Genomic DNA, 22824 nt, shown 5'->3' with positions numbered 1-22824 from the left:
AGCCCCCATGTCCGGCGTTCTTCACGACGATTACGTCCCCAAGACCCGCGGCGAGAAGTGGCTCGAGCGGCGGCTTCCGCTCATCTCGCTCATCCACGCCTTCGTGACGATCCGCACCCCGCGCAACCTCAACTGGATGTGGATCTGGGGCGTGGTCCTGACCTTCGCCCTCATCAGCCAGATCGTCACCGGGGTGATCCTGGCCATGCACTACGTGCCCCACGTGGACATGGCCTTCTGGTCGGTCGAGCACATCATGCGCAACGTCAACGGCGGGCACATGATCCGGTACTTCCACCAGAACGGCGCCTCGCTGATGTTCTTCGCGGTGTACCTGCACATCTTCCGCAACCTGTATTACGGCAGCTACAAGACCCCGCGCGAGGTGACCTGGATCATCGGCGTGCTGATGCTCGTGCTGATGATGGGCATCGCCTTCATGGGCTATGTGCTGCCCTGGGGTCAGATGTCGTTCCACGGCACCGCCGTGATCACCGGCCTGTTCGGCGCCATCCCCTTCGTGGGAGAGGCGGTGCAGACCTGGCTGCTCGGCGCCTCGGCCGTGGGCCAGCCGGCGCTCAACCGCTTCTTCTCGCTGCACTACCTGCTGCCCTTCGTGCTGCTGGGCCTCACGATCGTGCACATCTGGGCCTTCCACACCACGGGCAACAACAACCCCACCGGCGTCGAGGTGCGGCGCACCTCCGTGGAGGAGGCCAAGCGCGACACGCTGCCCTTCTGGCCCTACTTCGTCATCAAGGACCTCTACGCGCTGGCGGTGATCCTGGTGGTGTTCTTCGGCATCGTGGCCTTCATGCCGAACTATCTCGGCCACCCGGACAACTACATCCCGGCCAACCCGCTGGCGACGCCCGCGCATATCGTGCCCGAATGGTATCTTCTGCCCTTCTACGCGATCCTGCGCGCCTTCACCAACGACGTCTGGATCGTGATGTTCACCGAATGGATCACCTTCGGCATCATCGACGCCAAGTTCTTCGGCGTGCTGGCCATGTTCGGCTCGCTCGTGGTGCTGGCGCTGGCGCCCTGGCTCGACACCTCGCTCGTGCGCTCGGGCCGGTACCGGCCGATGTTCAAGTGGTGGTTCTGGCTGTTCGTGGCCAACTTCGTCCTGCTGATGTGGGCGGGCGCCATGCCGGCCGAAGGGTGGATCCCCGCGATCTCGCTGGTGGGCGCGACCTACTGGTTCGCCTACTTCCTGGTGATCCTGCCGATCCTCGGACTGATCGAGCGGCCGACGACTCCGCCCGTCTCGATCGAGGCCGACTTCGCAGCCCATTACGACCCCAATACCGGGGGCACCAAGCAGCTCTCCGGTCAGCCGGCCGAGTGAAGGGACAGAGATGATGCTCAAGACGCTCGCGCTCGGCGCCGCCCTCGGCACCTCGCTCGTGCTCGCTGCTCCGGCGGTCCAGGCCGCCGGCGAGGGGGTGGTGACCGACTACGCCTTCCCCTTCGAGGGGCCGTTCGGCGCCTATGACCCCATCCAGCTCCAGCGGGGCCTCAAGGTCTTCACCGAGGCGTGCATCGCCTGCCACGGGCTCAGCTTCGTGGCCTACCGCAACCTCAGCGAACCCGGCGGGCCGATGCTCCCGGTCGAGCAGATGCGCGCCTATGCCGAGCAGTTCACCGTGTTCGATCCCACGCTCGACGACGGCTTCGGCGCGGAGCGTCCGGCGACGCCGGCGGACCGCTTTCCGCAATCGGGCCTCGCGAACGCGCCGGATCTCAGCCTCATGGCCAAGGCGCGGGCCGGCTTCCACGGCCCCTACGGCACGGGTCTCAACCAGCTCTTCCGCGGCATGGGCGGCCCCGAATACATCGCCTCCGTCCTGACGGGCTACCGCGACCCGCCGGATTGCGCCCCCGACAACATCGAGGGCTACTACAACATCGCCTTCTCGGCGGGGAACTATCCGGTCGAGTGCACCGACGAGCACGGCCACCACCTCTATCCGGGCTCCTGGATCAACATGCCCCCGCCGATCGCGGACGGGCAGGTGGATTTCGACGACGGGGCGCCCAACGACCTCACCTCGATGGCGGTAGACACGGCCGCCTTCCTGATGTGGGCGGCCGAACCGAAGCTCAACCAGCGCAAGCAGGCCGGGGTGACCGGCATCATCGCGCTCGTGGTGCTCTCGGTGCTCCTCTATCTGACCAACAAGCGCGTCTGGGCGCCCGTCAAGGCCGGCGGCCGGCCGCTCGGGCGGGACCAGATCGGCGGCGATCCCACGCTGCGCGACCGCGCCTGACATGCGGCTTGCGCGAGGCGCCCGGTCCGGGGCGCCTCAGCCCCTCCCGAGATAGGCGCGCAACGCGGGCGGCGGATCGTCGATCAGGCCGCCCACCGGGGCGGGTTCGTGGGCCCGGCCCTCGGCCACGAGGATCGCCAGTTCGCAGCCCCTCCGCGCCTCGGCCGGGTCGTGCGTCACCAGAAGCAGCGTCGCCCCCCGCGTCCCCAGCACCGCGCGGGTGAGGTCCAGCATCTCCGCGCGCTGCGCCGGACCCAGCGCCGCAAAGGGCTCGTCCATCAGGATCAGGGGCCGATCCTGCAGGAGCAGCCGCGCCAGCGCCGCGCGGCCCTGCTGCCCGCCCGAGAGTTCGGCCGGCCGCCGCGCGCCCAAGCCCCCCAGCCCGACCCGCTCCAGCGCCGCCTCGGCCGCGGCGCGCTCCGCCCGGCCGGGCCTCAGCGCGGGCCGCAGACCCAGCGCCACGTTGCGCACGAGGTCGAGATGCGGAAACAGGTTGTTGTCCTGAAACAGCACCCCTACCGGCCGCCGGCCGGGCGGCAGGGGGGTCAGGTCGCGCCCGTCCCACAGCACGTGCCCCGCCTCGGGCCGCAGGAACCCCGCGATGCCCGCGAGCAGCGTGGACTTGCCCCCGCCCGAGGGGCCCATCACCGCCACCGCCGCCCCCCGCGGCACCACGAGGTCGGCCGCGAGCCGAAAGCTGCCCTGCCGCAGCACCAGCCCCTCAAGCCCGAGCACGGCGCCCCCACAGGTCGAACAGGGCGAACAGCCCCAGCGCCAGCGCCACGGTGACGAGGCCCACCCCCGCCGCCGCCTCCATCCGGTAGGACCCCATCAGCCGTGCCATCAGCAGCGGCAGCGTCGCCTGCCCCTCGCCCGCGAACAGCGCGATCGCCCCCAGGCTGCCCGCCGACAGCGCCGCCGAGAGCCCGGCCGCGAAACCCAGCGCGGGCCGGGCGAGCGGCAGCGTCACCAGCAGGAGCCGCCGCCAGCCCCCGAGGCCGAGGCTCGCCGCCAGCCGTCCGTGCCGCGCCTCGGCCTCGGCCAGGGCGGGGGCCAGCGCGCGCAGCGCGAAGGGCGTGGCCAGAAGCCCGTCCACCAGCGCCGCCACCGGCAGGGCGGCGTCGGCCAGCGCCACATGCGGCCGGACCAGCAGCAGAAGCCCCGTCCCGAGCACGAGCGGCGAGGCCGCGAGCGGCAGCGCGCCCGCGCCCTGCGCCAGCGCGCCCCCCCGCAGGCCCAGCGCCACGGCCAGCGTCACGGCCAGCCCCGTTGCCCCCAGCGCCACGAGCAGCGTCCGCCCCGCCGCGCCCCAGACCGCCTCGGGCATCGCGCCGAGCGCCCAGACCCCCCGCCAGGCGGCCAGGCCCAAGGGGGCGAGCAGGAACAGCACCGCCCCGCCGATCACCAGCGCGTCCACAAGCCGCGCCCCGAGGCCCTCCGCATCCCACCGCTCGACGGGCCGGCCCAGCCCGCCCCCCAGCGACACGCCCCGCCCCAGCCGCCAGGCCGCCAGCGCCGCCGCGCCCCCCACCGCATATTGCAGCAGCGCCAGCGCCGCCGCGCCGCCGAAATCGGCCTCGAACCGGATGGCCTGATAGATGGCGAGTTCCACCGTCGTCGCCCGCGGCCCCCCGCCCAGGATCAGCGCCACGGCAAAGCTCGTCAGGCAGAGCGCGAAGATCGCGGCAAAGGCGCCGGGCAGGGTGCGTCGCAGCATCGGCCATTCCAGCAGCGGCCCCACCGGTGCGCCGAGCGTGGCGGCCAGCCGGAAGCGCTCGGCCGGGATGGCGGCCCAGCCTGCCAGCAGGAGCCGCGCGGCCAGCGGCAGGTTCAGGAACACATGGGCCAGCACCACCCCGTGCAGCCCGTAGATCGAGAAGGGTCCGAGGCCCAGAGCCGCCAGACCCGCATTGACCAGACCGCCCCGCCCGAACAGCGCGAGCAGCGCCAGGACCGCCACGATCGCGGGCAGCAGGAACGGCGCCCCCAGAAGCGTGAGCAGAAGCCCGCGCCCCGGAAAGCGCCGCCGCGCCAGCGCGCGGGCGAGCGGGATCGCCAGTAGGCAGGACGCCCCCGCCGACAGCGCCGCCTGCCACAGCGTGAAGCGCAACGCCGCCGCGTCGGCCGCCCCGAGCCCCCGCCCCACCCCTGCGAGCAGCAGCGGCACGAGCGGGCCCAGCGCCAGGACTCCCACGACCCCCGCCGCCAGCCGCCCCGGCCAGCGGGACGGTCCCCAATCCGGGCGCATGTTCGGCGACGGGGCGGACCTCACCGCGACAGCGCCGCCCGCCAGGCGGCCACGGCCGCGTCGCGCCGCGCCGCCGCCTCCTCGGGCGAAAACAGCAGCGTGCGGGCGGGCCGCATCGACTCGAACCCCTCGGGCAGGCCCGCCTCCGGCGTCACGGCCGGATACATCCAGTTGGTCGTCGGGATCACGCCCTGGAAATCCTCCGACAGCATGAAGGAGAGGAAGTCGCGGGCCAGGTCGGGCACCGGCGTCGCCGCCAGCATCCCCGCCACCTCGACCTGCAGGTAATGCCCTTCCTCCATCGGCAGCGCCACGAAGCCCTCGTCCCCTTCGGCCAGCAGGTGATAGGCGGGCGAGGTGGAATAGGACAGCACCAGATCGGCCTCCCCCTCCAGGAACAGCCCGTAGGCCTCGGACCAGCCCGGCGTGACGGTCACGATGTTGTCGGCCAGATCGGCCCAGAGCGCCGGCGCCTCGTCCCCATAGGCCGCCTCGATCCACAGCACGAGGCCGAGCCCCGGCGTCGAGGAGCGCGGGTCCTGGATCAGCAGCGTCGCGTCGCTCGCGGCCAGCTCGCGGAAGCTGCGCGGTGTCGGCCCCCCCGCGCGGCCCACCAGCGCGAACCAGCCCCAGTCGAAGGGCAGGAACATGTCGTCCTCCCAGGCCACGGGCAGGTCGAACTCGGCCTCGATCCCGTGGGGCGCGAACAGGCCCGTGGCGCGCGCGGCCTCGACCAGGTTGGTGTCGAGCCCCAGCACCACGTCGGCGGCCCCCTCCCCCTCGAGCGCGAGCCGCGCGAGCAGCGCCGCCCCGTCGCCGCCCGCCTCCCAGCGCAGGTCGCAGCCGCAGCGCGCCTCGAAGGCCGCCTCGATGGCGGGGCCGGGGCCCCATTCGCTGACAAAGCTGTCATAGGTCAGGACCCGCAGGACGGGCCGCTCGGCCTCCTGCGCGAGGGCAGGGGCGGCCAGAAGGAGCAGGGGAAGGACATGGCGCATGGCATCTCTCCTTGGCGCCCCGGCGGGTGGGGGCGCGACGGGCGGGATGCCTGCCGGAACCTTCCCTCCGCCGGTGCTAACCGGTTCAGGTTCGACGGGTTCGCGCAGCCGCGCATCTCAGCCCCAGACGGGGCACCCCGAGGTGGCACCGATCCTAGCGCGCCGCGGACCGGTCGCAAGGCCCCTTGTCCGGCCGCCCGTCCCCCGTCAGGATCGGCCGGCCGGGGGAGAGGACCGGATGGGACAGCACATCGCACGAAGCGCGCGCGCCGGCGCGGCGGGTCCGGGGCCGCGCGCGGCCGCAGCCGCCCCCTTCCCGGCCGTGCCCCGCCCCGGTCTCCGGGGGAGATGAGCGCTGCGCCTTCTTCTGGTCCATGCCCATCCTGCCCCCGACGCCTTTTCCGCCGCGCTGCTGCGCGCCGCGCAGGAGGGGGCGGAATCGGCCGGTCACGCCGTGCGCGTCCTCGACCTGCGGGCCGAGGGGTTCGACCCGGTCATGGGCGAGGCGGAATGGCGCGGCTATCACGGCCCGACCGCCGATCCGGTCCTGCGGCAGCACGGCGAGGCGCTGCTCTGGGCCGAGGGCGTCATCCTGGTGTTCCCGACCTGGTGGGGCGGCCCGCCGGCGCTGCTGAAGGGCTGGCTTGACCGGGTATGGCGTCCGGGCCTGGCCTTCCACGAGGAGGCGTCCGGACTGCGTCCCGGCCTCGGGCATCTGCGGGTCCTGGGCGTGGTGACGACGCTCGGGCTCTCGCGCTGGGCCTGGTCGGTGGCGCTCGGCGCGCCGGGGCGACGGATGCTGCTGCGGGGCCTGCGCGTCTGCACGGGGGCACGGACGCGGACCCTCTGGCTTGCGCTCCATCGGGTGGAAACGGTCCCGGCAGGCACGCGCGAGCGGTTCCTCCGCCATGTGCGACAGCGGATGGCCCGGCTGCGCTGAACGGGCCTGCGGGCGGCATGCCCTCCGACGGAGCGCGCAGCAAAGGGCGCGGCGTTAAGGGAATCTTAATCGTCCGGTGCTAGGGTGCGATTCGTGGCGCAGGGCAGGGGCAGGGCGGGCCCCTGCCGCAACGGGCGGGGCGCGGCCTATTTCACGATGGCCTCGTCGCGCACGAACATGTTGGCCCAGGCCCGGTCGATCAGGTCCGGGCGCATCTGGGGCTCGATGCCCTCGAACCGGCAGATGGCGAGCATCTGGTCGATCAGGAAGACGGGCTGGTAGTTGGCATAGACGTTGCCGATGGTGGGGTACTTGTTCTGGAGCAGATGGACGAGCGAGGGGCCGTCCAGCGGCATCCGCTTCTTGCGCGCCACCAGCGCGAAGATCTTGAGGAAATCCTCCTGCGAGGGGCCGTCCACCTTGATCTTGAAGAAGATCCGCCGCAGCGCCGCCTTGTCGAAGATCTCGTTGGGATGGAAGTTCGTGGAGAAGATCACCAGCGTGTCGAAGGGCACCTCGAACTTCTCGCCCGATTGCAGGGCGAGGATGTCGCGTCCCTCCTCCAGCGGCACGATCCAGCGGTTGACGATCTTCTGCGGCGGCTCGGACTGGCGCCCCAGGTCGTCGATGATGAAGATGCCGCCCGTGGACTTGAGCTGCAGCGGCGCCTGATAGGTCCGCGCGACCGGGTTGTAGACGAGGTCGAGCATGTCGAGGGTGAGTTCCCCCCCGGTGACGACGGTGGGCCGCTCGCAGCGGACATAGCGCGTGTCGTAACGCCCCGAGGTGCGACGCAGGCTGTTGGGATCGTCCAGATCCTCCTCGGCGGCGGCGTGCACGATGGGATCGTAGACGGTGATGACCTGTCCCGCATAGGCGACGGCGCGGGGAATGAAGATCTTGTCCCCCAGGGCGGCCTTGATCCCGTTGGAGATGGAGGATTTGCCGTTGCCGGGCGGACCGTACATCAGGATCGAGCGGCCCGCTCCCACCGCCGGTCCCAGCTGGTCGAGAAGCGTGGGGGGCAGGATCAGATGGCCCATCGCGGCCTGCAGGCGGTCGCGGGTGATCTCGAGGTTGCGGATCGACTGGCGGCGGACCTGCTCGCGATAGACGTCGAGCGGGACGGGCATGGCCCCGAAATATTCCGACTGGGCCAGCGCATCGACCGCCCGCGCCTTGCCGGCATCGGTGAGCTGATAGCCCATCTCGCCCGTGGAATTCGCATGGAGCGTGCCCGTCGCTTCCAGCAGGCGCTGCGACCGGGCCAGGTCCACCAGTTCCTGCGTCACGCCGATGGGCAGGCACAGGGCGCGGGCGATCTCCGAAACATGCGTGACATTGGTGCGGAACATCGTCTTGAGAAGGATGTCGCGCATCATCACGGGATGGAGGCCCATCGCCCCCAGCGAGCGCGGGGCGGGCGGGGGCTGGACGGCGGGGCTGGTGTCAGGCGGGGCGACGTGCAGCGTCACGGGCATGTCCTGCGGCAGGATGGCTCTGCTCGCAGGCTGGCAGCGGAATGGGGCGGAAGTGGGGAGGCCGTCGGGTGCCGCCGGGGCAGTCCTTCAGGCCGCCGCGGCCAGTCCCAGATAGCCCACCACAGTCAGGCCGATCGCCACCCCCATGGGGAAGCGCTTGCCCGAATCCCAGCTCTTCCAGTGCGGCGCGAGGCGCGGGCCGACCGTGTACTTGGCCAGGCGGTGCAGGGCAAAGGCCGCCAGCACCGCCGCCGCATAGAGGCCCAGAAGCTCCGGCCAGTCCGCGAAGGCCACGAACGGAGCGGCCGCGGCCGCGAGCTTGGCGTCTCCCGCCCCGATCATGCCCAGCGCGTTGAGCCCCATCCCCGCCAGCAGCACCGCGGCGAGATTGGCCCAGCGCCAGCCGTATTCCGACCAGGGCCACAGGCCGCCGGCGGCGAGGCCGAGCCCCCCCAGCGCGAAGACCCCTGCCAGCGCGAGGACGGCCCTGTTGGGGATCTTCATGCGGCGCAGGTCCGACAGGCCCGCCCAGACCATCACGGGCAGCGCCCCGAGCAGCAGGATGGCGGCGACGACGGCGGGGGTGGCCATGTCAGGTCTCCGACTCGAGGGCCTCGAGGGCGCGGGCGGCTTCGGGGAAGTGGCGCGGGGCGGTTTCCACCGCCTCCCGCAGCAGGCCCCGGCCGATCGTCACGTCGTTCTGCTTGATGGCCGCGAGGGCCAGCGTGTGCAGCAGCTGCGCCCGTTCGTCCTGCGTCATCGGGATGACGGGCAGGGCATAGTTGCGCTGGGCGCCCCGCGCCATGACCAGGTTGTTCTTGGCGGTGAACAGCGACGGATCGTGACGCAGCGCGTCCGCAAAGAGCCGCTCGGCTCCGCGATAATCTCCCCGCGTCAGCTTGGAGAAGCCCCAGTTGTTGAGGACCCCCGCGGGCGTGGTCGTCAGACCCGCGGCGATCTCGTAGAAGCTGTCGGCGCGGGCCCAGTCCTCGGCGGCGTCCGCCACCATCGCCTCGAGACGGTAGCGCTCGAAGGTCTCGTGGGTCGGGGGAATGGCGTTGAGCGTGGCGCGGGCGCGGTCCCACTCGTTGATGCGGATGAGCGCGCCCGCCAGTTCGACCCGGTCCTCCGGCAGGGACCGGGGATGGGCGATCACGGCATCCCAGGCGGGAATCGCCTCGGCCGGCCGTCCGGCCCGGACCAGCGACTTGGCCAGGCCCCGCAGCGGCTCGATCGCGCCGGGCCGCTCCTCGATCTGGCGGCGGAAATAGGCGACCGCCTCGTCGGGCTGTGCGATGGTCAGCATCGCGTCGGTCAGGCCGGCCTCCTCGGCGGCGCTGATGTCGCGCAGCGCCCTCTGCACCTCCGCATCGCCGGAGCGCGCACCCCCGCAGGCCGCCAGCACGACCAGCGCGCCCGCGCAGGCTGCCAGCCGCAGGGCGCGATGCAACGCCCCCGCGTCGTCGCCGATAGGAGCCGCGCCCGGCGGCGCGGCGGAGGGATGGTGCATGGACCTGCCCCTTTGCTGCCTCAGAGCGGCTCCCCGGGGCCGAAGCGGCTTTCGCGCCCGAACCCGATGAGCGGGACGCTTTGCGTCTCGTTGACGCCACTATAGGCAGGATCGTCGCGCCGTGCGAGCGCGAGGCGCAGATTGTCGCGGATCGTGTCGCTTTCGCCGCTGCTCAGGGCATAGGCGCGGCGAAAGGCTTCGGCGGCCTCGGCGGGCTTGCCCCGCTCCATCAGCACCACGCCCAGATTGTTCCAGGCGGGCCCGAACTCCCCGTCCTCGCGCAGCGCCTGACGCAGCCACCGCTCCGCCTGACCCAACCGGCCCAGATGGAGGTTGGCGCTGCCCAGACCCGCCAGCGTGTCCACGGTCAGCCCGTCGCGCAGGGCGGCGCGCTGATAGGCCGAGAGGGCCAGCTCGTACTGGCCGGCCGCCATGAGCCTGTGTGCCGTCTCGAGCGGGTCAGCCCCCGGGCCCCGCCCCAGACCCGGCGCATAGACGTTGCCGGGAGCGTCGTTCAGGCGCGCCTCGCCGCAGCCGCCCAGAGCCGTCCCGACCACAAGCGCTGCGACCAGCGCCGCCCGTCTCACTCGCCGCCCCCCTGCGCGCCTTCGACGCCGCCGCCCAGAACGGTGTAGATCTCGTACACCGAGGGCCCGATCAGGATGATGAGCAGCGGCGGCACCGTCAACATCATCGTGGCCAGCGTCATCTTGGTGGGCAGGGTGTTGGCCTTCTCCTCGGCGCGCATCACGCGCTTGTCGCGCATCTCGGACGCATAGACGCGCAGCGCGTCCGCGATCGAGGTGCCGAACTGCTGGGACTGGATGAGCACGGTGACAAAGCTCGTCACATCGGGCACGCCGCAGCGCTCGGCCATGTCCCGCAGCACGAGGATCTTGTCCTTGCCCGCCTTCAGCTCCCAGGAGACGAGTTCGTATTCGTCGGCCAGGTCGGGAAAGCCCGAGCGCAGCTCGCGCGCCACGCGCACGATCGACTGGTCCAGCGACTGGCCCGCCTCGACGCAGACCAGCATCATGTCGAGGCTGTCGGGAAAGCCGTTCGTGATCGCTTCCTGACGCGCGGCCTGACGGCGCGTGACCCAGTAGCGCGGCAGCATGTAGCCCGCAGCCCCCGGGCCGATCGTGTAGAGCAGAAGCTGCGTGGTGCCGAGCGGCTCCTCCGAGACGGCCGCGAGCCACAGCGTGTAGATGAGCCCCAGCGCCAGCAGCCCCAGCCCCAGGGCGAACTGCGCGAAGTGGTAGATGCGCACCGCGTTGCGGGTCCGGTAGCCGGCCTGCAGGAGCTTGAGGCGGGTGGCGGAATATTCCTTCTCGTTCTTGGGTTCGAGAAAGGTCGAGTATTTCTCGAGCTTGTCCTTGCCCTGCGGGCGGCGCAGCCGTTCCTGCTTCTCCTGCGCGAGCGTCTGGTCGCGCTGGCGCTCGCGCAGCCGGTCGAGCGGGTCCTTGGGGCCGGCGAACAGCATGGGCAGCGCCAGCAGGATCATCGCCACGCCCAGAAAGCCGATGGCGAGCAGGGGGCCCGAGGGGCCCAGCCAGTCGGTCAGCCAGCCGGCAAGGGGCGCCAGAAGGTCCATGGGTCACACCTTGATGTTCACGAGGGCGCGCATGACGAAGATGTTGGCGATCAGGAAGGCCGCCACGACCAGGCAGGCTGGGATGAACACGGCCGTGTCCTTGACCTTGTCGTAGTAGTTGGGCTCCGCCACGTTGATCCCGATCAGCGCCACCACCGGAAAGCCCGACAGGAACGTGCCGGACCACTTGGCCTCGGCCGTGATGGCCTTGACCCGCCGGAACAGGCGGAAGCGGGCCCGGATCACCTTGGCCAGCCCGTCGAGGATCTCCGCCAGGTTGCCGCCGGCGGTCTGCTGGATGCCCACTGCGACGGCCAGAAAGCGCAGGTCCTGCATGTCCATCCGCTCGGCCAGCGCCTTCAGCGCCTCGCCCATGTCGCGCCCGTAGGCAGCCTCGTCGGCGATGACCCCCATCTCCGAGCCCAGCGGGTCGGAGACCTCCTTGGCGACGATGTTGATGGCCGAGGAGAAGGGATGCCCCACCCGCAGGCTGCGGACCATGAGCTCGACCGCATCGGGCAGCTGCTCCTCGATCAGGCTCATGCGCTTCCTGGCCTTGCGGTCGATCCAGACATAGACGCCGCCCACCCCCATCGCGACCGCGACCGCGGCCCGCACGGGGGCGGCCGCGTTGGTGCCCACGGTCAGCGCCACGAAGGCCAGTCCCGACAGCGCGGCCATGACCATCACGAGCTGGGTGGGCGAGAAGGCGATGTTGGCCTTCTGCGCCTTGGAGGCGAGGATGGCGTAGAGCGGGATGGACTGCGAGCGCATGTGCTGGGTCATCTCCTTGCGGAGCTGCTCCAGCACCTTCTCGCGACCCTGCCCCTTCTCCAGCAGCGCCAGGCGGCGGTTGACGCGGGCATTGAGGCTGATCGACTTGCCGAAGACCGTCAGATAGGCGCCCTCCACCAGCACCAGCACCGCCACGAAGACGAGGCCGTAAATGATCGGTTCGGCCGAGATCTGCATGGAGGGTCCTTTCCCTAGCCGGCGAAGGGTTCGAAGATGGAGGCGGGCAGGTCGTAGCCCCACAGGCGGAACCGTTCGCTGTAATGCGACCGCACCCCGGTGGCGGTGAAATGGCCGATGATCTTGTTGTCGGGCGTCAGCCCGACGCGCTGGTAGCGGAAGATCTCCTGCATCGAGATGACCTCGCCCTCCATCCCCGTGATCTCGGTGATCGAGGTCATCCGACGCGATCCGTCCTGAAGGCGGCTCGCCTGCACGATGAGGTTGACCGCCGAGGCGATCTGGGAGCGGACGGCCTTGATGGGCATCTCGATGCCGGCCATGGCGATCATGTTCTCGAGCCGCGAGACGGCATCGCGCGCCGAGTTGGCGTGGATCGTGGTCATCGAGCCGTCATGGCCCGTGTTCATGGCCTGGAGCATGTCGATGACTTCTTCGCCGCGGGTCTCGCCCACGATGATGCGGTCCGGGCGCATCCGCAGCGCGTTCCTGAGACAGTCGCGCTGGCTCACGGCGCCCTTGCCCTCGACGTTGGGGGGGCGGCTTTCCATGCGGCCCACATGGGTCTGCTGAAGCTGCAGCTCGGCCGTGTCCTCGATGGTCAGGATGCGCTCGTTGTTGTCGATAAAGGACGACAGCGCGTTGAGCGTCGTCGTCTTGCCCGACCCCGTGCCGCCCGACACGATGACGTTGAGGCGCGTGGCCACCGCCGCCTGCAGATAGGCCGCCATCTCCTCGGTAAAGGCGCCGAAGCGCACCAGGTCGTCCACCGAGAGCTTGTCCTTCTTGAACTTGCGGATCGAGACCAGGCTGCCGTCCACCGCGATGGGCGGCACCATGGCGTTGAAGCGCGACCCGTCCGCCAGGCGCGCGTCCACGTAGGGGTTCGACTCGTCCACGCGCCGGCCCACGGCCGACACGATCTTGTCGATGATCCGCAGCAGGTGCCGCTCGTCCTTGAAGGTGATGTCGGTGAGCTGGAGCTTGCCCGCCCGCTCGACGAAGATCTGGTGCGGTCCGTTCACCAGGATATCGTTCACGCTGTCGTCCTTGAGCAGCGCCTCGAGGGGGCCGAGGCCCCGGACCTCGTCGTAGAGATCCTGATTGAGCTGAAGGCGCTCCTCGCGGTTGAGCACGACCCCCATCTCGTCCAGCTTCTCGCCGGCGATGGCCTGGATCTCCTGACGCAGCTCGGCCTCGCTCGCCTTCTCCAGGGCGGCGAGGTTGAGCGTGTCGAGCAGGACCTTGTGCAGTTCGAGCTTGATCTCGGCAAGCCGCTCCTTGCGCTTGCGCTCCTTGTCCTGGGGCGCGGGCTCGGCCGGCTTGGCGGCAGGTCGCGCGAGGGCAGGCTTGGGGGCGGCCGGCTGGGGGGCAGGGCGCGGAGAGGCGGCGGGCTCCGGTTTGCGGAACTTGGCGAACATGGGCTCTCACCTCGATGGGATGGTTCGATCCCCCGACGGGATCAGCCGCGCGTCTTGGCGGCGGGAGTCTCGGCCAGATTGACCTCGTGGATGGACTTGGCGAGCTTGGCGATCTCCTTGCGCAGCGGGTTCTTGGGCGCGCTCTCGGCCAGAGGCAGACCCTGGTCGCAGGCCTGCACGACGGGGCGGCCGCCATCGGGAAGCTGCACCTCGATCGAGATGCCGAGCGAATCGGCCAGCCTGCGGACCCGCCCCTTGCTGCTCAGGTCCATGAGGCCCGGTGCGCGGTTGAGCACGAAACGGAACTTGTCGAGCGGCAGCCCCTCGGAGGTCAGCGCCCGCTTCAGGCGCAGCGTGTTCTGCGCCGACCGCATGTCGAGCTCGATCGTGGCAAGGCACAGATGGGCGGCGGCCAGAACGGCCTCGCCCCAGTCGGCCATCGCCTGCGGCATGTCGATCACGACATAGTCGAAGTTGGTCCGGGCGCATTCGACGACCCGTTCCACGTCGCGCGGGCCCACGAGGTCGAGCGGGACCAGATCGAGCGGTGCCGTCAGGACGTGCAGCCGGCCGTTGAAGCTCAGAAGCGCCCCCATGAAGGTGTCGCTGTCCATCGATTCCGTGTCCGAGAGCATCTCGAGCACGGCCTCGCGGCGGGGCAGGTCGAGATAGGTCGCGACCGATCCCCATTGCAGCCCGAAATCGAGCAGGCACACGCGCGGGGCTGCCTCGCCCTTCTCGATGGTCGCGAGTTCCCAGGCCAGGTTGACGGCCAGCGTCGTGGCCCCCGTGCCGCCCGCCAGCCCGTAGACCGGGATCACCACCCCCGACCGGTCGCCGGTGGCCTTCAGGGCCGGACGGTGCGCCTCGGGCACGGAGGGGACAGGGGGGGCGTTGACCCGCTCGATGGCGCGGGCCAGCTCCCCCTCGGGCAGCGGATAGGGCACGAACTCGTCGCCGCCCTCGCGCAAGAGCTGGTGGAGCGAGGCCGGGCTCACGTCCTCGGCGATCAGGATGACCTTGATCCCGCGGGTCTTGGCGGCGCGGATCACCTCGATCACCCGCGCGAGGTCCTCCTCGTCCTCCGCATCGAGCGCCACGGCGATGAACTCGAGCGAGGCGGCATCGGGCTGGTCGAGAAAGGCCACGGCCTCCTCGAAGGACAGATCCCCCCAGCGTTCGCCGAGAGCGGCTTCCATGTCCTCGATGAGCAGGTCGAACAGCTGGACATCGCGGCTGATGGTGCAGGCGACAAGGGCTGCGGGCTCGGGTTGCAGGGCTGCGCTCATGGCTGTCATGCCTTTTCGTCCTCTCCGGGGCATCGGGCGCGGTGGGCGCCGGGCCGACTGGGATCGGCGGTCATCCGTTCTGACCCAGGATTCGCTTCCGATGGGGGCGAGATTGGGGCCGGATTTCTGTCTTTGTAGGGATATGGGCGACGATCCCCCGTGGCGTGCGCACAGGGACCGGCCGCCCGCCTCCGGCGGCGGGTGGGCGGGCACCGCCCGGTGAGGCGCGCCCTACTGGCCCTGGCCGGGCTGGGCGACGGGCTGGCTGGTGACGATCGGAACCTGGGGCGGAACGGCGCTGGCCACGTATTCGCGGAAGACGATCTCGGCGTACTTGCCGTTCAGCACGTTGGGATGGCTCTGGACGAAGCCCCGCACCTCCGTGACCGTGCGCCGGTTGCGCCGTTCGGGTCCCGCGGTCAGGACCACGGGCTCGGTCTGCCCGCGCGAGACGAGCGCCTCGAGGCGCCCGCGGTCCACCCCGCGCGAGACCAGATAGTCCACCGCCGCCTGCGCGCGCCGCAGCCCCAGGCGGTGGTTGTAGGCCGCCGATCCCACGAGGTCGGTATGGCCGAACACGGCAAAGCGGACCTCGGGGAACTGCCGGATCCAGGCGGCCTGCCGGTCGAGCACCCGGCGCGCCTCGGCGTCGAGCGCGGCCGAATCGAAGGCAAAGGTGATGGTGGTCGGCACCTCCTCGCGGAAGCGGCGCGACAGGCTCATCGCATAGGTCGTCTGTCCCGACTGGATCAGGACGTTGTTCATCGTCGCACGGCCGAACCCGTCGTCGTCGGCGGCCCGCCCGGCCTCGCCGAAGAAATCCGGCCGGGTAGGGTCCGCCTCGCAGGCGACGAGCGACAGGCAGGCGAGGGCGGAAAGGAGAAGGCGCATCGCCCGTCAGTCCATCACATAGCCGTAGGAGCCCGAGAAATCCTGCCTCGCCACCTCGGCGGCCGCGCCGCGCGACGGGGCGCCCGACGCCGCCACGCGGCCGAACAGGAAGAAGTCGCGCTCGGTCGGGGGGCGAACGCGGTCCGTGGGCAGGGCGAGGGCCTCGCCCCGGGTGGGTGTCACCAGATGGGCGGTGATGATGATGACGAGTTCGGTCTGCTGCCGCTCGTAGGCTGCCGAGCGGAACAGCGCCCCCAGGATGGGGATGTCGCCCAGCCAGGGCACCTGCCCGTTGAGGTTGCGGAAATCGTCCTGCAGGAGCCCCGCGATGGCGAAGCTCTCTCCGTCGCGCATCTCGACGGTGGTGGAGGTCTGCCGCGTGCGGAAGGCGGCGATGTTGAAGCCCCCCAGCGTCACGCCGGCCGCCGGATCGAGCGAGGACACGGAAGCCTGCATCTCGAGGTTGATGAGATCGCCCTCGACCACGCGAGGGGTGAAGGCCAGCTGCACGCCGAACGGCTTGTACTCGACCGTCACCACGCCGTCGCCGCTGTTGACGGGGATCGGATATTCGCCGCCGGCCAGAAAGGTCGCCTGCTGGCCCGACAGGGCGGTGAGGTTCGGCTCGGCCAGGGTGCGCACGACGCCGCGCGCCTCCAGCGCCTCGAGCAGCAGCCCCACTTCCAGGCCGCCCGCGTTGAAGCCCAGAAGCAGCGCGCCGTTGTTCTGGTTGGTGGCCGGGATGTTGCCGCCGAAGGCGTTGCCGAGCGCGCCAGACGTGTTGAGCGAGTTGGTCCCCCCCGCCACGCCCAGATCGCCGCCAAAGCCGATTCCGCGCGTGACCAGCGACGAGGACAGAGACTTGGAGACGTTGCGCGACATCTCCGCAAAGCGGACGCGCAGCATCACCTGCTGCGTCCCGCCCACGGTCATCAGGTTCGACACCCGGTCGGGGGCATAGCGCTGCGCGAGTTCCAGCGCCCGGTCCAGCGCGGCGATCGAGGACACCTGGCCCGACAGCACGATCCCGTCATTGGCCGTGCGCACCTCGATCCGCTCGCCCGGCAGGATCTGCTCCAGCCGTTCCTTGAACTCGCCGATGTCGGGGGTGACGCGCACCTCCACATTGGCGATCAGCCGCCCGTCCGCACCCAGCAGCGTCAGCGTGGTGCGCCCCGGCTCGCGGCCGAGCACATAGATCGTCCGGTCCGACAGCGACGAGATGTCGGCAATGCCCGGATTGGCGATGGACAACTCCGTGAAGGGCACGTCCGACTCGACCACCACCGCCCGGTTCATCGGCACGTTGAGGGGGGCGGTGACGCTTCCGGTCAGAACGGTCAGCGTCTGCGCCGCCGCAGGAGACGGGGCCGCAAGGGCGAAGGCGAGCCCCGCAAGGGCCGCCCGGAAGGCACGTGGTCGAGTCATCTGGCCCTGCCTCTGGCTCTGGGGCGCGGACGTTGCGGCCGCCTCCGGTCGTCCGTCTGCCTGCTGGTGCGATCCTGCGGCCCGGCGGCGGGATCTGTCCACATCGGGCTGCGAGCTGCGATCACAGGCGCGGACGCCTGTGGAGGCGCCGCCACAGGAGGCTCAGTTGGTGGGGCAGTCCACCGGCGTCTCGACCACTTCGGCGCCCCGGCGCGTGCGGACGGTGCAGACGGGGGGCGGGGGAGGAGCGATCTCGACCGACGGAGCAGCCTCCTCCTCGATGCCCAGCATGGCGCGGCGATCCACCTCCACCGCCGCGGCCACGAGGCTGTCGCCCTGTCCGACGAGCGACAGCGACAGCTTGCCCGTGCTCTGCGCCAGCGCAAGCTTGGCCACCTGCTGCGGCGAGGCCTCCACCGTCACGGTCCGCGGCACGAGGACGCCGGAGAGGTGCGCGTCCGCGATCTGGTCGATGGCGACCAGCCGCAGCCCCGTCTCGATGAGCTGGGTCACGTCGCCGCGCTCGGGCGCCTGGCCCGTCCAGTACACGTCCACCCGGTCGCCCGGCCGCAGGAAGCCCGCCACGCCCGAGGCCACGTCCACGCTGACCGCAAAGGCCCGCATGCCCGGCGACAGCCGCGCGACCAGTCCCGCATCCTCGCCCGGCGCGGTCACCTTGACGGCCAGCAGCGGCTCGTTGGGTTCCATCTGGCGCAGGACGGCGCGCTGGACGTTCGGTCCCTGCGGGAACAGCTCCTCCACGGAGCGGAACACCCCCTCGGGCAGGAAGGGTTCGGCATAGCGGACGAACATGATGTCGTCGGGGGTGATGCGTTCGCCGTAGAGGAGCGTCCGCTTGGCCGCGATCACGTTGACCGTCGGCACGGCCGCCGCGGCCGCCTGCCGCTGGGCCTCGAGCGCCAGCGCCTGTTCGGCCATGTAGCCGCGCACCATGTACACCGCCGTTCCGGCGAGGCCGAGGCCAGCGACCAGGACAAGGCCGAAAAGGCTTCTCATCGCGGAAATCCCCTCAGGTTGGGAGGTGCAGGGCGGTCATTCCCAGCGGACGGCGGGAACTTCCGCGGCGCCGAGCCGCGCCCCGGCCCCGCCGGACAGGTCCGTGGCGCCGCTCAGGATCATCGAGACCACGAGGACGCCGAACAGCAGGATGGCTGCCGTGAGAACGACCCAGTCCACCGTGACCGCGCCATCCTCGTCGCGGCCGAAAACCCAGACTCGCTTCCAGTCCATACGCGCCTCCCGGCTGCCGACTCCGTCCTGGCCCAGCGTGGACGGCGAATGTGGTGTTTTCGCGCCAGATCCGCGGTGAGTCCGTGAAGGTGGCGGGGCGCAGAAACGCCAGACCGCGCCCTTGGGGCGCGGCCCGTGAAGATCGCTGACGAAGCGATCAGTCGAACGTGATCGCGGGAACCGCGGTTTCGAGTTGCGTTTCGATGTTGCCGGCCATCGTCGTCGCGCCCCCGCGGACGCTGGTCAGCACGGCGATGCCCAGACCGACGATGGCGGCGGTCAGCACCACCCAGTCCACGGTCACGGCGCCGTCCTCGTCCGCGCGGAAGGTCTTGATGAAGTCGAGCATGTCTGTCTCCTCAGGGTTTGGTCTTCGCTTGCACCGCGCCGGTTCGCCTCGGGCCGGCCTCTCGTCTTGGCCCGATCCCCGTCGTCGATGGCAGCAGAAGGCCCCCCGATTCGGGCGGGATTTTGGCGCTCGCGGTGCATTTTCACGCGGCCGTTAACGGGATCTTCAGTTTTCTCGAGCAGTGTCGGGACAGGACCGATTCGCCTCGGGGGCGTGGCGCGCGGTCCGCAACGCCGGCTCCAGATGCGGCGGCCACCCGGCGGCGGCTTGGGCCGAATCGCGTCCGCAGGCAGGATGCGGCGCCAGACGGACAAGGCGAACCGCACGGGGGACAGCATGGGACGGACGGGGCAGGCCGGTACGCGGCCCGGCGCGATGCGGCCGGACCGGCAGGGTGGCGGCGCAGCATGTCGGCCCGGACAGCGCGGCGGGACGGGCCGGTGGACCGGGCTTCTGGCCGTGCTCGCGCTGCTCGGGCCGGGGGCGGCCGGATGGAGCGCGGCACTGGGCGGGGTCGGCGCGCTGACGGCGGCGGTGCCCGCGGCGGCTCAGGATTCGGGCATCCGCCGGGTGGGGGTGCCTGCACCGGGCAGCACGAACCGCATCACCGTCCAGATCAACCCGCTCTCGCCCCCGCGGCCCTCCGCCGCCCTGCCGCCCGCGGCCCCGCCCCGGGCAGGTCAGGCCGCCTCCTCCGCCGGGGCCGCCCCGCGGAGCGGGTTGGCCGTCCCGGGGGCGGGGGTCGGCGGCGGGACGGGCGGGGCGGACTGGTTCTGGGCGGGGGTCTCGCCCCGTCTAGCCGATTCGCGGCCGGGGCGCCTGGGCGAGGCGCTGGCCGCCCTCGGGCGCGCCCCGTCCGGCCAGGGCTTCAGCGCCCCCCGGCTTCAGGCCCTGCAGGAGATCGCGCGCCAGCACGGCACCGACATCCTGCGCGCCACGGTGGGCACGCGCGTCTCGCCCGCCCTCGTGCTCGCCGTGATCGCGGTGGAGAGCGCGGGCAACCCGGCGGCCGTGTCACGCGCCGGTGCGGGGGGGCTCATGCAGCTGATGCCCGCCACGGCCGAGCGGTTCGGGGTGCGCGACCGCTTCGCCGCGGGCGAGAACATCCGGGGGGGCGTGGCCTATCTCGACTGGCTCCTCGGCCATTTCGGCGGCGACCCGATCCTGGCGCTCGCGGCATACAACGCGGGGGAGGGGGCCGTGCGCAGCAACGGCGGCGTTCCCCCCTATGCGGAGACGCGGGCCTACGTGCCCAAGGTGCTGACCGCCTGGACGGTGGCACGCGGCCTCTGCCGCACCCCGCCGGAGCTTCTGTCCGACGGCTGCGTGTTCGCGGTCAGCGCGTTCTAGACGATCCGGGCCTCGGTGGCGCTCCGGATGTCCTGCTCGGACACGTCCGGGGCGCATTCCACGATCCGCAGCCCCCCCTCGACCACGTCGAGGACGCCGAGATTGGTGATGATCCGGTGAACCACCCGCTGCCCCGTCAGCGGCAGGGTGCAGCGCCGCAGCAGCTTGGACTCGCCCGCCTTGTTGGTGTGGTCCATCACGACGACCACGCGCCCGACGCCCGCGACCAGGTCCATGGCGCCCCCCATGCCCTTCACGAGCTTGCCGGGGATCATCCAGTTGGCGAGGTCCCCCTCCTCGGAGACCTCCATCGCGCCGAGGATCGCCATGGCGATCTTGCCGCCGCGGATCATGGCAAAGGACGTGGCCGAATCGAAATAGGCCGAGTGGGGCAGTTCGGTGATGGTCTGCTTGCCCGCGTTGATGAGGTCCGGGTCCTCCTCGCCCTCGAACGGGAAGGGACCCATCCCGAGCATCCCGTTCTCGCTCTGCAGCGTGACGAAGATCCCCTCGGGGATGTGGTTGGCCACCAGGGTGGGGATGCCGATGCCCAGATTGACATACATCCCGTCGCGCAGCTCGGCGGCGGCGCGGGCGGCCATGCCGTGACGGTCCCAGGGCATCCGGTCTCCTCCTCAGGCGAACTGGGGCGGATCGTCCCCGATCCCGGCCGGAACGTCCAGAGCCACCCGTGTCCCGCCGGGGCCCGACTCGACGGACAGGCGCCCGCTCAGACCCTCGATCAGCTGGAGCGCGATCCGCCCGCCCATGCTGCCCATGTCGGGCCAGGTCGTGCCGTCGGGCAGCCCCCTGCCGTCATCCGCCACGAGGAGGCGCAGCGCGCCGTCCTCGCCGGCCTCGAGCCGGACATCGATCGTTCCGCCGTCCCGCCCCTCGAAGGCGTGTTCGAGCGCGTTGGTGACGATCTCGGACAGGAGCAGACCCAGCCGGGCCGCGACATCGACGCTCGCCAAGGTGCGGGGTGCCCGGAACTGGACGCTCAGGCCCGCGCGGCCGTCCAGATGGGCCACCGCGTTGACCACGCGCGACAGGTAGGCGTCGAGCGGCAGCCGCTCGCCACGGCTTGCGAAACCTGCGGCGCTCAGCTCCTCGTAGAGGAACTGCAGGCTTTCCACGCGCCGCACCAGCGTGTCCGGATCGCCCGTCCCCTGCCGCGCATGAAGCCGGATGAGACCCACGATCATGGCCAGGTGGTTCTTGACCCGATGCTGGACCTCGCGCAGCGCGTGATCGGGCGAGGCGTTGGCGGCGCGGCGCGCCTCCTCCTCCGACAGGGCCTTCTGGATCCCGAGGAAATGGGTGATCGCGCCCTCTGGGTCATGGACCGGCGCGATCAGCAGGCGGTTCCGGAACGGCCGCCCGTCCGCACGGTAGTTCAGAAGATCCACCGTGATCTCGCGGCCGGCGACGATCGCCTCGCGCAGCAGCCTGACATGGTCGGGATCGGTGCCGGGACCCTGCAGGAAGCGGCAGTTGCGCCCGATGACGGCGCTGCGCTCGTAGCCGGTCACGCGCGAGAAGGCGTCGTTGACATAGACGATCGGGTTGTCGGGCAGCGACGGGTCCGTCAGGACCATGGCCACGCCCGCACGCAGAAGGGTGGAAAAGGCCTCCTCGTCCGGGATCGAGGGCAGGGGAACATCATGGGACATGAGGGAACGCCACCGATTCGCTGGGACCCTAGGGCCCGGTTCGTCCTGCGCCAAGAGCGTCGCGACGTTCGTCCCGGGCCGCCTCGAGAAGGGCCCGAAGGCCCGGGCGGTCGAGATCGCCGGGCTGGCGCAGCTTCACATGCCGCAGCGCCTTGCCCGTCCCCTCCAGAAGCCCCTCGGGGTCCGGCAGAGAGGTTCCGCGAAAGAAGCCCAGATTGACGTGGGCCTTGTGCGGGATGGCATAGGCATAGGCCTCGCTCATCTTGGCGCCGCCCCATCCCCAGTAGACCGCCTTCTCCCCCGGCGAGGCCATCTCGACCGCTTCGGGGTGGACGGCCTCGACAAGGGACCGGATGACCCGCAGGAGCGCCTCATGCTGCGGGGCCAGCGCAACGATATCCTCGAAGCGGCCCTGCCCCCCGCTCTTCATGCGGAGGCGGCCGGACGCGGGCGCGTGGTGCGCTGCTCGATGCGCTTCTCGTGCCGGCCCTGGATCAGGCGGTGGACATAGATGCCGGGCAGGTGGACATGGTCGGGGTCGATGGAGCCCGGCGGCACGATCTCCTCGACCTCCATCACGCAGACGCGCCCGCAGGTGGCGGCCGGGACGTTGAAGTTCCGCGCGGTCTTGCGGAACACGGCGTTGCCCGTCGTGTCGGCCTTCCAGGCCTTGACGATCGCCAGATCGGCGACGATGCCGCGCTCGAGGATATAGGTCTGGCCGTCGAATTCCTTGTGCTCCTTGCCCTCGGCGACGACGGTCCCCACGCCGGTGCGGGTGTAGAAGCCGGGAATGCCCGCGCCGCCGGCGCGCATCCGCTCGGCCAGGGTGCCCTGCGGGTTGAACTCCAGCTCCAGCTCGCCCGACAGGTACTGCCGCATGAACTCGGCGTTCTCGCCGACATAGGAGGACATCATCTTGCGCACCTGCCGGCTCTCGAGGAGCACGCCCAGGCCGAACCCGTCCACGCCGGCATTGTTGGACGCCACGGTGAGGTCGCGGGTTCCCGCCTCGCGGATGGCGGCGATCAGCAGTTCGGGGATGCCGCACAGGCCGAAGCCCCCCGCCGCGATCAGCATCCCGTCGAACAGCAGCCCGTCCAGCGCCGCCCGCGCGTCCGGATAAACCTTGTTCATGCACCCGTCTCCGGCCCTG

24 protein-coding genes and 1 riboswitch are annotated in these 22824 nt (G+C 70.9%); of the genes, 4 read left to right on the top strand and 20 right to left on the bottom strand.

The features are described 5' to 3' along the window. The first annotated feature begins 7 nt into the window (after positions 1 to 7). Together GT358_RS02240 and GT358_RS02235 are read left to right on the top strand one after the other, a co-directional pair. On the top strand, positions 8 to 1354 hold the full coding sequence (locus GT358_RS02240; protein ID WP_166580922.1) for a cytochrome b N-terminal domain-containing protein: 1347 nt from the start codon (positions 8 to 10) through the stop codon (positions 1352 to 1354). Positions 1355 to 1367: 13 nt separating this feature from the next. Continuing rightward, positions 1368 to 2276 carry a cytochrome c1 gene (locus tag GT358_RS02235; protein ID WP_166581080.1) on the top strand — a complete coding sequence of 303 codons (909 nt, stop codon included), beginning with the start codon at positions 1368 to 1370 and terminating at the stop codon, positions 2274 to 2276. A 36-nt stretch (positions 2277 to 2312) separates the two neighbouring features. Here the strand turns inward: GT358_RS02235 and GT358_RS02230 are convergent, their stop codons facing one another. From GT358_RS02230 to thiB, 3 genes are read right to left on the bottom strand one after another with little or no spacing between them, the layout of a single operon-like run. After that, the gene (locus GT358_RS02230; RefSeq protein WP_166580921.1) at positions 2313 to 3011 is read right to left on the bottom strand and encodes an ATP-binding cassette domain-containing protein; all 699 of its coding nucleotides are present in this window, start codon (positions 3009 to 3011) and stop codon (positions 2313 to 2315) included. Next, entirely contained in the window at positions 2998 to 4524 is a 1527-nt protein-coding gene (locus tag GT358_RS02225) for a thiamine/thiamine pyrophosphate ABC transporter permease ThiP (RefSeq protein WP_166580920.1), read from the bottom strand. The genes GT358_RS02230 and GT358_RS02225 overlap by 14 nt, the downstream gene beginning before the upstream one ends. Before the next feature lie 20 nt (positions 4525 to 4544). After that, on the bottom strand, positions 4545 to 5519 hold the full coding sequence (gene thiB, locus GT358_RS02220; RefSeq protein ID WP_166580919.1) for a thiamine ABC transporter substrate binding subunit: 975 nt from the start codon (positions 5517 to 5519) through the stop codon (positions 4545 to 4547). Between the two features lie 45 nt (positions 5520 to 5564). Continuing rightward, positions 5565 to 5669: riboswitch (TPP riboswitch) on the bottom strand. 205 nt (positions 5670 to 5874) lie between these two features. Between thiB and GT358_RS02215 the strand changes: the two genes are divergently transcribed. Continuing rightward, entirely contained in the window at positions 5875 to 6459 is a 585-nt protein-coding gene (locus GT358_RS02215) for an NAD(P)H-dependent oxidoreductase (RefSeq protein ID WP_166581079.1), read from the top strand. Positions 6460 to 6605: 146 nt separating this feature from the next. On the opposite strand, the gene GT358_RS02210 is transcribed toward GT358_RS02215, so the two are convergent. The 13 genes from GT358_RS02210 to GT358_RS02150 form a co-directional block, all read right to left on the bottom strand. Then, positions 6606 to 7859, bottom strand: coding sequence for an ATPase (locus tag GT358_RS02210; RefSeq protein ID WP_243730680.1), 1254 nt, complete (start codon positions 7857 to 7859; stop codon positions 6606 to 6608). Between the two features lie 168 nt (positions 7860 to 8027). Next, entirely contained in the window at positions 8028 to 8531 is a 504-nt protein-coding gene (locus GT358_RS02205; protein WP_166580917.1) for a prepilin peptidase, read from the bottom strand. A gap of 1 nt (position 8532) precedes the next feature. Further along, the gene (locus GT358_RS02200; protein WP_243730648.1) at positions 8533 to 9450 is read right to left on the bottom strand and encodes a lipopolysaccharide assembly protein LapB; all 918 of its coding nucleotides are present in this window, start codon (positions 9448 to 9450) and stop codon (positions 8533 to 8535) included. Positions 9451 to 9470: 20 nt separating this feature from the next. After that, entirely contained in the window at positions 9471 to 10037 is a 567-nt protein-coding gene (locus GT358_RS02195) for a tetratricopeptide repeat protein (protein ID WP_371416195.1), read from the bottom strand. Then, positions 10034 to 11044, bottom strand: a complete 1011-nt coding sequence (locus GT358_RS02190) for a type II secretion system F family protein (RefSeq protein ID WP_166580916.1) — start codon at positions 11042 to 11044, stop codon at positions 10034 to 10036. Before GT358_RS02190 ends, GT358_RS02195 begins: the two co-directional genes overlap by 4 nt. Before the next feature lie 3 nt (positions 11045 to 11047). Next, positions 11048 to 12016 carry a type II secretion system F family protein gene (locus GT358_RS02185; RefSeq protein WP_166580915.1) on the bottom strand — a complete coding sequence of 323 codons (969 nt, stop codon included), beginning with the start codon at positions 12014 to 12016 and terminating at the stop codon, positions 11048 to 11050. A 14-nt stretch (positions 12017 to 12030) separates the two neighbouring features. After that, on the bottom strand, positions 12031 to 13437 hold the full coding sequence (locus tag GT358_RS02180) for a CpaF family protein (RefSeq protein WP_166580914.1): 1407 nt from the start codon (positions 13435 to 13437) through the stop codon (positions 12031 to 12033). Between the two features lie 41 nt (positions 13438 to 13478). Further along, positions 13479 to 14735, bottom strand: a complete 1257-nt coding sequence (locus GT358_RS02175; protein ID WP_166580913.1) for an AAA family ATPase — start codon at positions 14733 to 14735, stop codon at positions 13479 to 13481. Between the two features lie 222 nt (positions 14736 to 14957). After that, on the bottom strand, positions 14958 to 15617 hold the full coding sequence (locus GT358_RS02170) for an OmpA family protein (protein WP_166580912.1): 660 nt from the start codon (positions 15615 to 15617) through the stop codon (positions 14958 to 14960). 6 nt (positions 15618 to 15623) lie between these two features. Then, on the bottom strand, positions 15624 to 17045 hold the full coding sequence (locus tag GT358_RS02165) for a type II and III secretion system protein family protein (protein WP_166580911.1): 1422 nt from the start codon (positions 17043 to 17045) through the stop codon (positions 15624 to 15626). Between the two features lie 162 nt (positions 17046 to 17207). Next, entirely contained in the window at positions 17208 to 18062 is an 855-nt protein-coding gene (gene cpaB, locus GT358_RS02160; protein WP_166580910.1) for a Flp pilus assembly protein CpaB, read from the bottom strand. A 36-nt stretch (positions 18063 to 18098) separates the two neighbouring features. Continuing rightward, on the bottom strand, positions 18099 to 18296 hold the full coding sequence (locus GT358_RS02155) for a hypothetical protein (protein WP_166580909.1): 198 nt from the start codon (positions 18294 to 18296) through the stop codon (positions 18099 to 18101). Positions 18297 to 18453: 157 nt separating this feature from the next. Further along, entirely contained in the window at positions 18454 to 18645 is a 192-nt protein-coding gene (locus GT358_RS02150) for a Flp family type IVb pilin (RefSeq protein ID WP_166580908.1), read from the bottom strand. A 294-nt stretch (positions 18646 to 18939) separates the two neighbouring features. On the opposite strand from GT358_RS02150, the gene GT358_RS02145 reads away from it, so the two are divergent. Then, on the top strand, positions 18940 to 19995 hold the full coding sequence (locus GT358_RS02145; RefSeq protein ID WP_243730647.1) for a lytic transglycosylase domain-containing protein: 1056 nt from the start codon (positions 18940 to 18942) through the stop codon (positions 19993 to 19995). On the opposite strand, the gene GT358_RS02140 is transcribed toward GT358_RS02145, so the two are convergent. From GT358_RS02140 to GT358_RS02125, 4 genes are read right to left on the bottom strand one after another with little or no spacing between them, the layout of a single operon-like run. Continuing rightward, positions 19992 to 20618 (bottom strand): 3-oxoacid CoA-transferase subunit B, encoded by a 627-nt coding sequence (locus GT358_RS02140; protein ID WP_166580907.1) that lies wholly within the window; start codon positions 20616 to 20618, stop codon positions 19992 to 19994. The genes GT358_RS02145 and GT358_RS02140 overlap by 4 nt on opposite strands. A 12-nt stretch (positions 20619 to 20630) precedes the next feature. Then, on the bottom strand, positions 20631 to 21668 hold the full coding sequence (locus tag GT358_RS02135) for a PAS domain-containing protein (protein WP_166580906.1): 1038 nt from the start codon (positions 21666 to 21668) through the stop codon (positions 20631 to 20633). Between the two features lie 28 nt (positions 21669 to 21696). After that, the gene (locus GT358_RS02130) at positions 21697 to 22098 is read right to left on the bottom strand and encodes a DUF1801 domain-containing protein (protein ID WP_166580905.1); all 402 of its coding nucleotides are present in this window, start codon (positions 22096 to 22098) and stop codon (positions 21697 to 21699) included. Then, on the bottom strand, positions 22095 to 22805 hold the full coding sequence (locus GT358_RS02125) for a CoA transferase subunit A (protein WP_166580904.1): 711 nt from the start codon (positions 22803 to 22805) through the stop codon (positions 22095 to 22097). Before GT358_RS02125 ends, GT358_RS02130 begins: the two co-directional genes overlap by 4 nt. Between the last annotated feature and the right edge of the window lie 19 nt (positions 22806 to 22824).

It is taken from the genome of Rubellimicrobium sp. CFH 75288 (assembly GCF_009904055.1).
Lineage (GTDB): Bacteria > Pseudomonadota > Alphaproteobacteria > Rhodobacterales > Rhodobacteraceae > Rubellimicrobium.
This window is presented reverse-complemented; position numbering and strand designations above follow the sequence as displayed.

What these genes read in the sequence shown, in the direction of transcription:
- GT358_RS02240 (WP_166580922.1), top strand. Translation starts at nt 8, where the DNA reads ATGTCCGGCGTTCTTCACGACGATTACGTCCCCAAGACCCGCGGCGAG.
- GT358_RS02235 (WP_166581080.1), top strand. Translation starts at nt 1,368, where the DNA reads ATGCTCAAGACGCTCGCGCTCGGCGCCGCCCTCGGCACCTCGCTCGTG.
- GT358_RS02225 (WP_166580920.1), bottom strand. Translation starts at nt 4,524, where the DNA reads ATGCGCCCGGATTGGGGACCGTCCCGCTGGCCGGGGCGGCTGGCGGCG.
- thiB (WP_166580919.1), bottom strand. Translation starts at nt 5,519, where the DNA reads ATGCGCCATGTCCTTCCCCTGCTCCTTCTGGCCGCCCCTGCCCTCGCG.
- GT358_RS02210 (WP_243730680.1), bottom strand. Translation starts at nt 7,859, where the DNA reads ATGGGCCTCCATCCCGTGATGATGCGCGACATCCTTCTCAAGACGATG.
- GT358_RS02205 (WP_166580917.1), bottom strand. Translation starts at nt 8,531, where the DNA reads ATGGCCACCCCCGCCGTCGTCGCCGCCATCCTGCTGCTCGGGGCGCTG.
- GT358_RS02200 (WP_243730648.1), bottom strand. Translation starts at nt 9,450, where the DNA reads ATGCACCATCCCTCCGCCGCGCCGCCGGGCGCGGCTCCTATCGGCGAC.
- GT358_RS02190 (WP_166580916.1), bottom strand. Translation starts at nt 11,044, where the DNA reads ATGGACCTTCTGGCGCCCCTTGCCGGCTGGCTGACCGACTGGCTGGGC.
- GT358_RS02185 (WP_166580915.1), bottom strand. Translation starts at nt 12,016, where the DNA reads ATGCAGATCTCGGCCGAACCGATCATTTACGGCCTCGTCTTCGTGGCG.
- GT358_RS02180 (WP_166580914.1), bottom strand. Translation starts at nt 13,437, where the DNA reads ATGTTCGCCAAGTTCCGCAAACCGGAGCCCGCCGCCTCTCCGCGCCCT.
- GT358_RS02175 (WP_166580913.1), bottom strand. Translation starts at nt 14,735, where the DNA reads ATGACAGCCATGAGCGCAGCCCTGCAACCCGAGCCCGCAGCCCTTGTC.
- GT358_RS02170 (WP_166580912.1), bottom strand. Translation starts at nt 15,617, where the DNA reads ATGCGCCTTCTCCTTTCCGCCCTCGCCTGCCTGTCGCTCGTCGCCTGC.
- GT358_RS02165 (WP_166580911.1), bottom strand. Translation starts at nt 17,045, where the DNA reads ATGACTCGACCACGTGCCTTCCGGGCGGCCCTTGCGGGGCTCGCCTTC.
- cpaB (WP_166580910.1), bottom strand. Translation starts at nt 18,062, where the DNA reads ATGAGAAGCCTTTTCGGCCTTGTCCTGGTCGCTGGCCTCGGCCTCGCC.
- GT358_RS02155 (WP_166580909.1), bottom strand. Translation starts at nt 18,296, where the DNA reads ATGGACTGGAAGCGAGTCTGGGTTTTCGGCCGCGACGAGGATGGCGCG.
- GT358_RS02150 (WP_166580908.1), bottom strand. Translation starts at nt 18,645, where the DNA reads ATGCTCGACTTCATCAAGACCTTCCGCGCGGACGAGGACGGCGCCGTG.
- GT358_RS02145 (WP_243730647.1), top strand. Translation starts at nt 18,940, where the DNA reads ATGCGGCGCCAGACGGACAAGGCGAACCGCACGGGGGACAGCATGGGA.
- GT358_RS02140 (WP_166580907.1), bottom strand. Translation starts at nt 20,618, where the DNA reads ATGCCCTGGGACCGTCACGGCATGGCCGCCCGCGCCGCCGCCGAGCTG.
- GT358_RS02135 (WP_166580906.1), bottom strand. Translation starts at nt 21,668, where the DNA reads ATGTCCCATGATGTTCCCCTGCCCTCGATCCCGGACGAGGAGGCCTTT.
- GT358_RS02130 (WP_166580905.1), bottom strand. Translation starts at nt 22,098, where the DNA reads ATGAAGAGCGGGGGGCAGGGCCGCTTCGAGGATATCGTTGCGCTGGCC.
- GT358_RS02125 (WP_166580904.1), bottom strand. Translation starts at nt 22,805, where the DNA reads ATGAACAAGGTTTATCCGGACGCGCGGGCGGCGCTGGACGGGCTGCTG.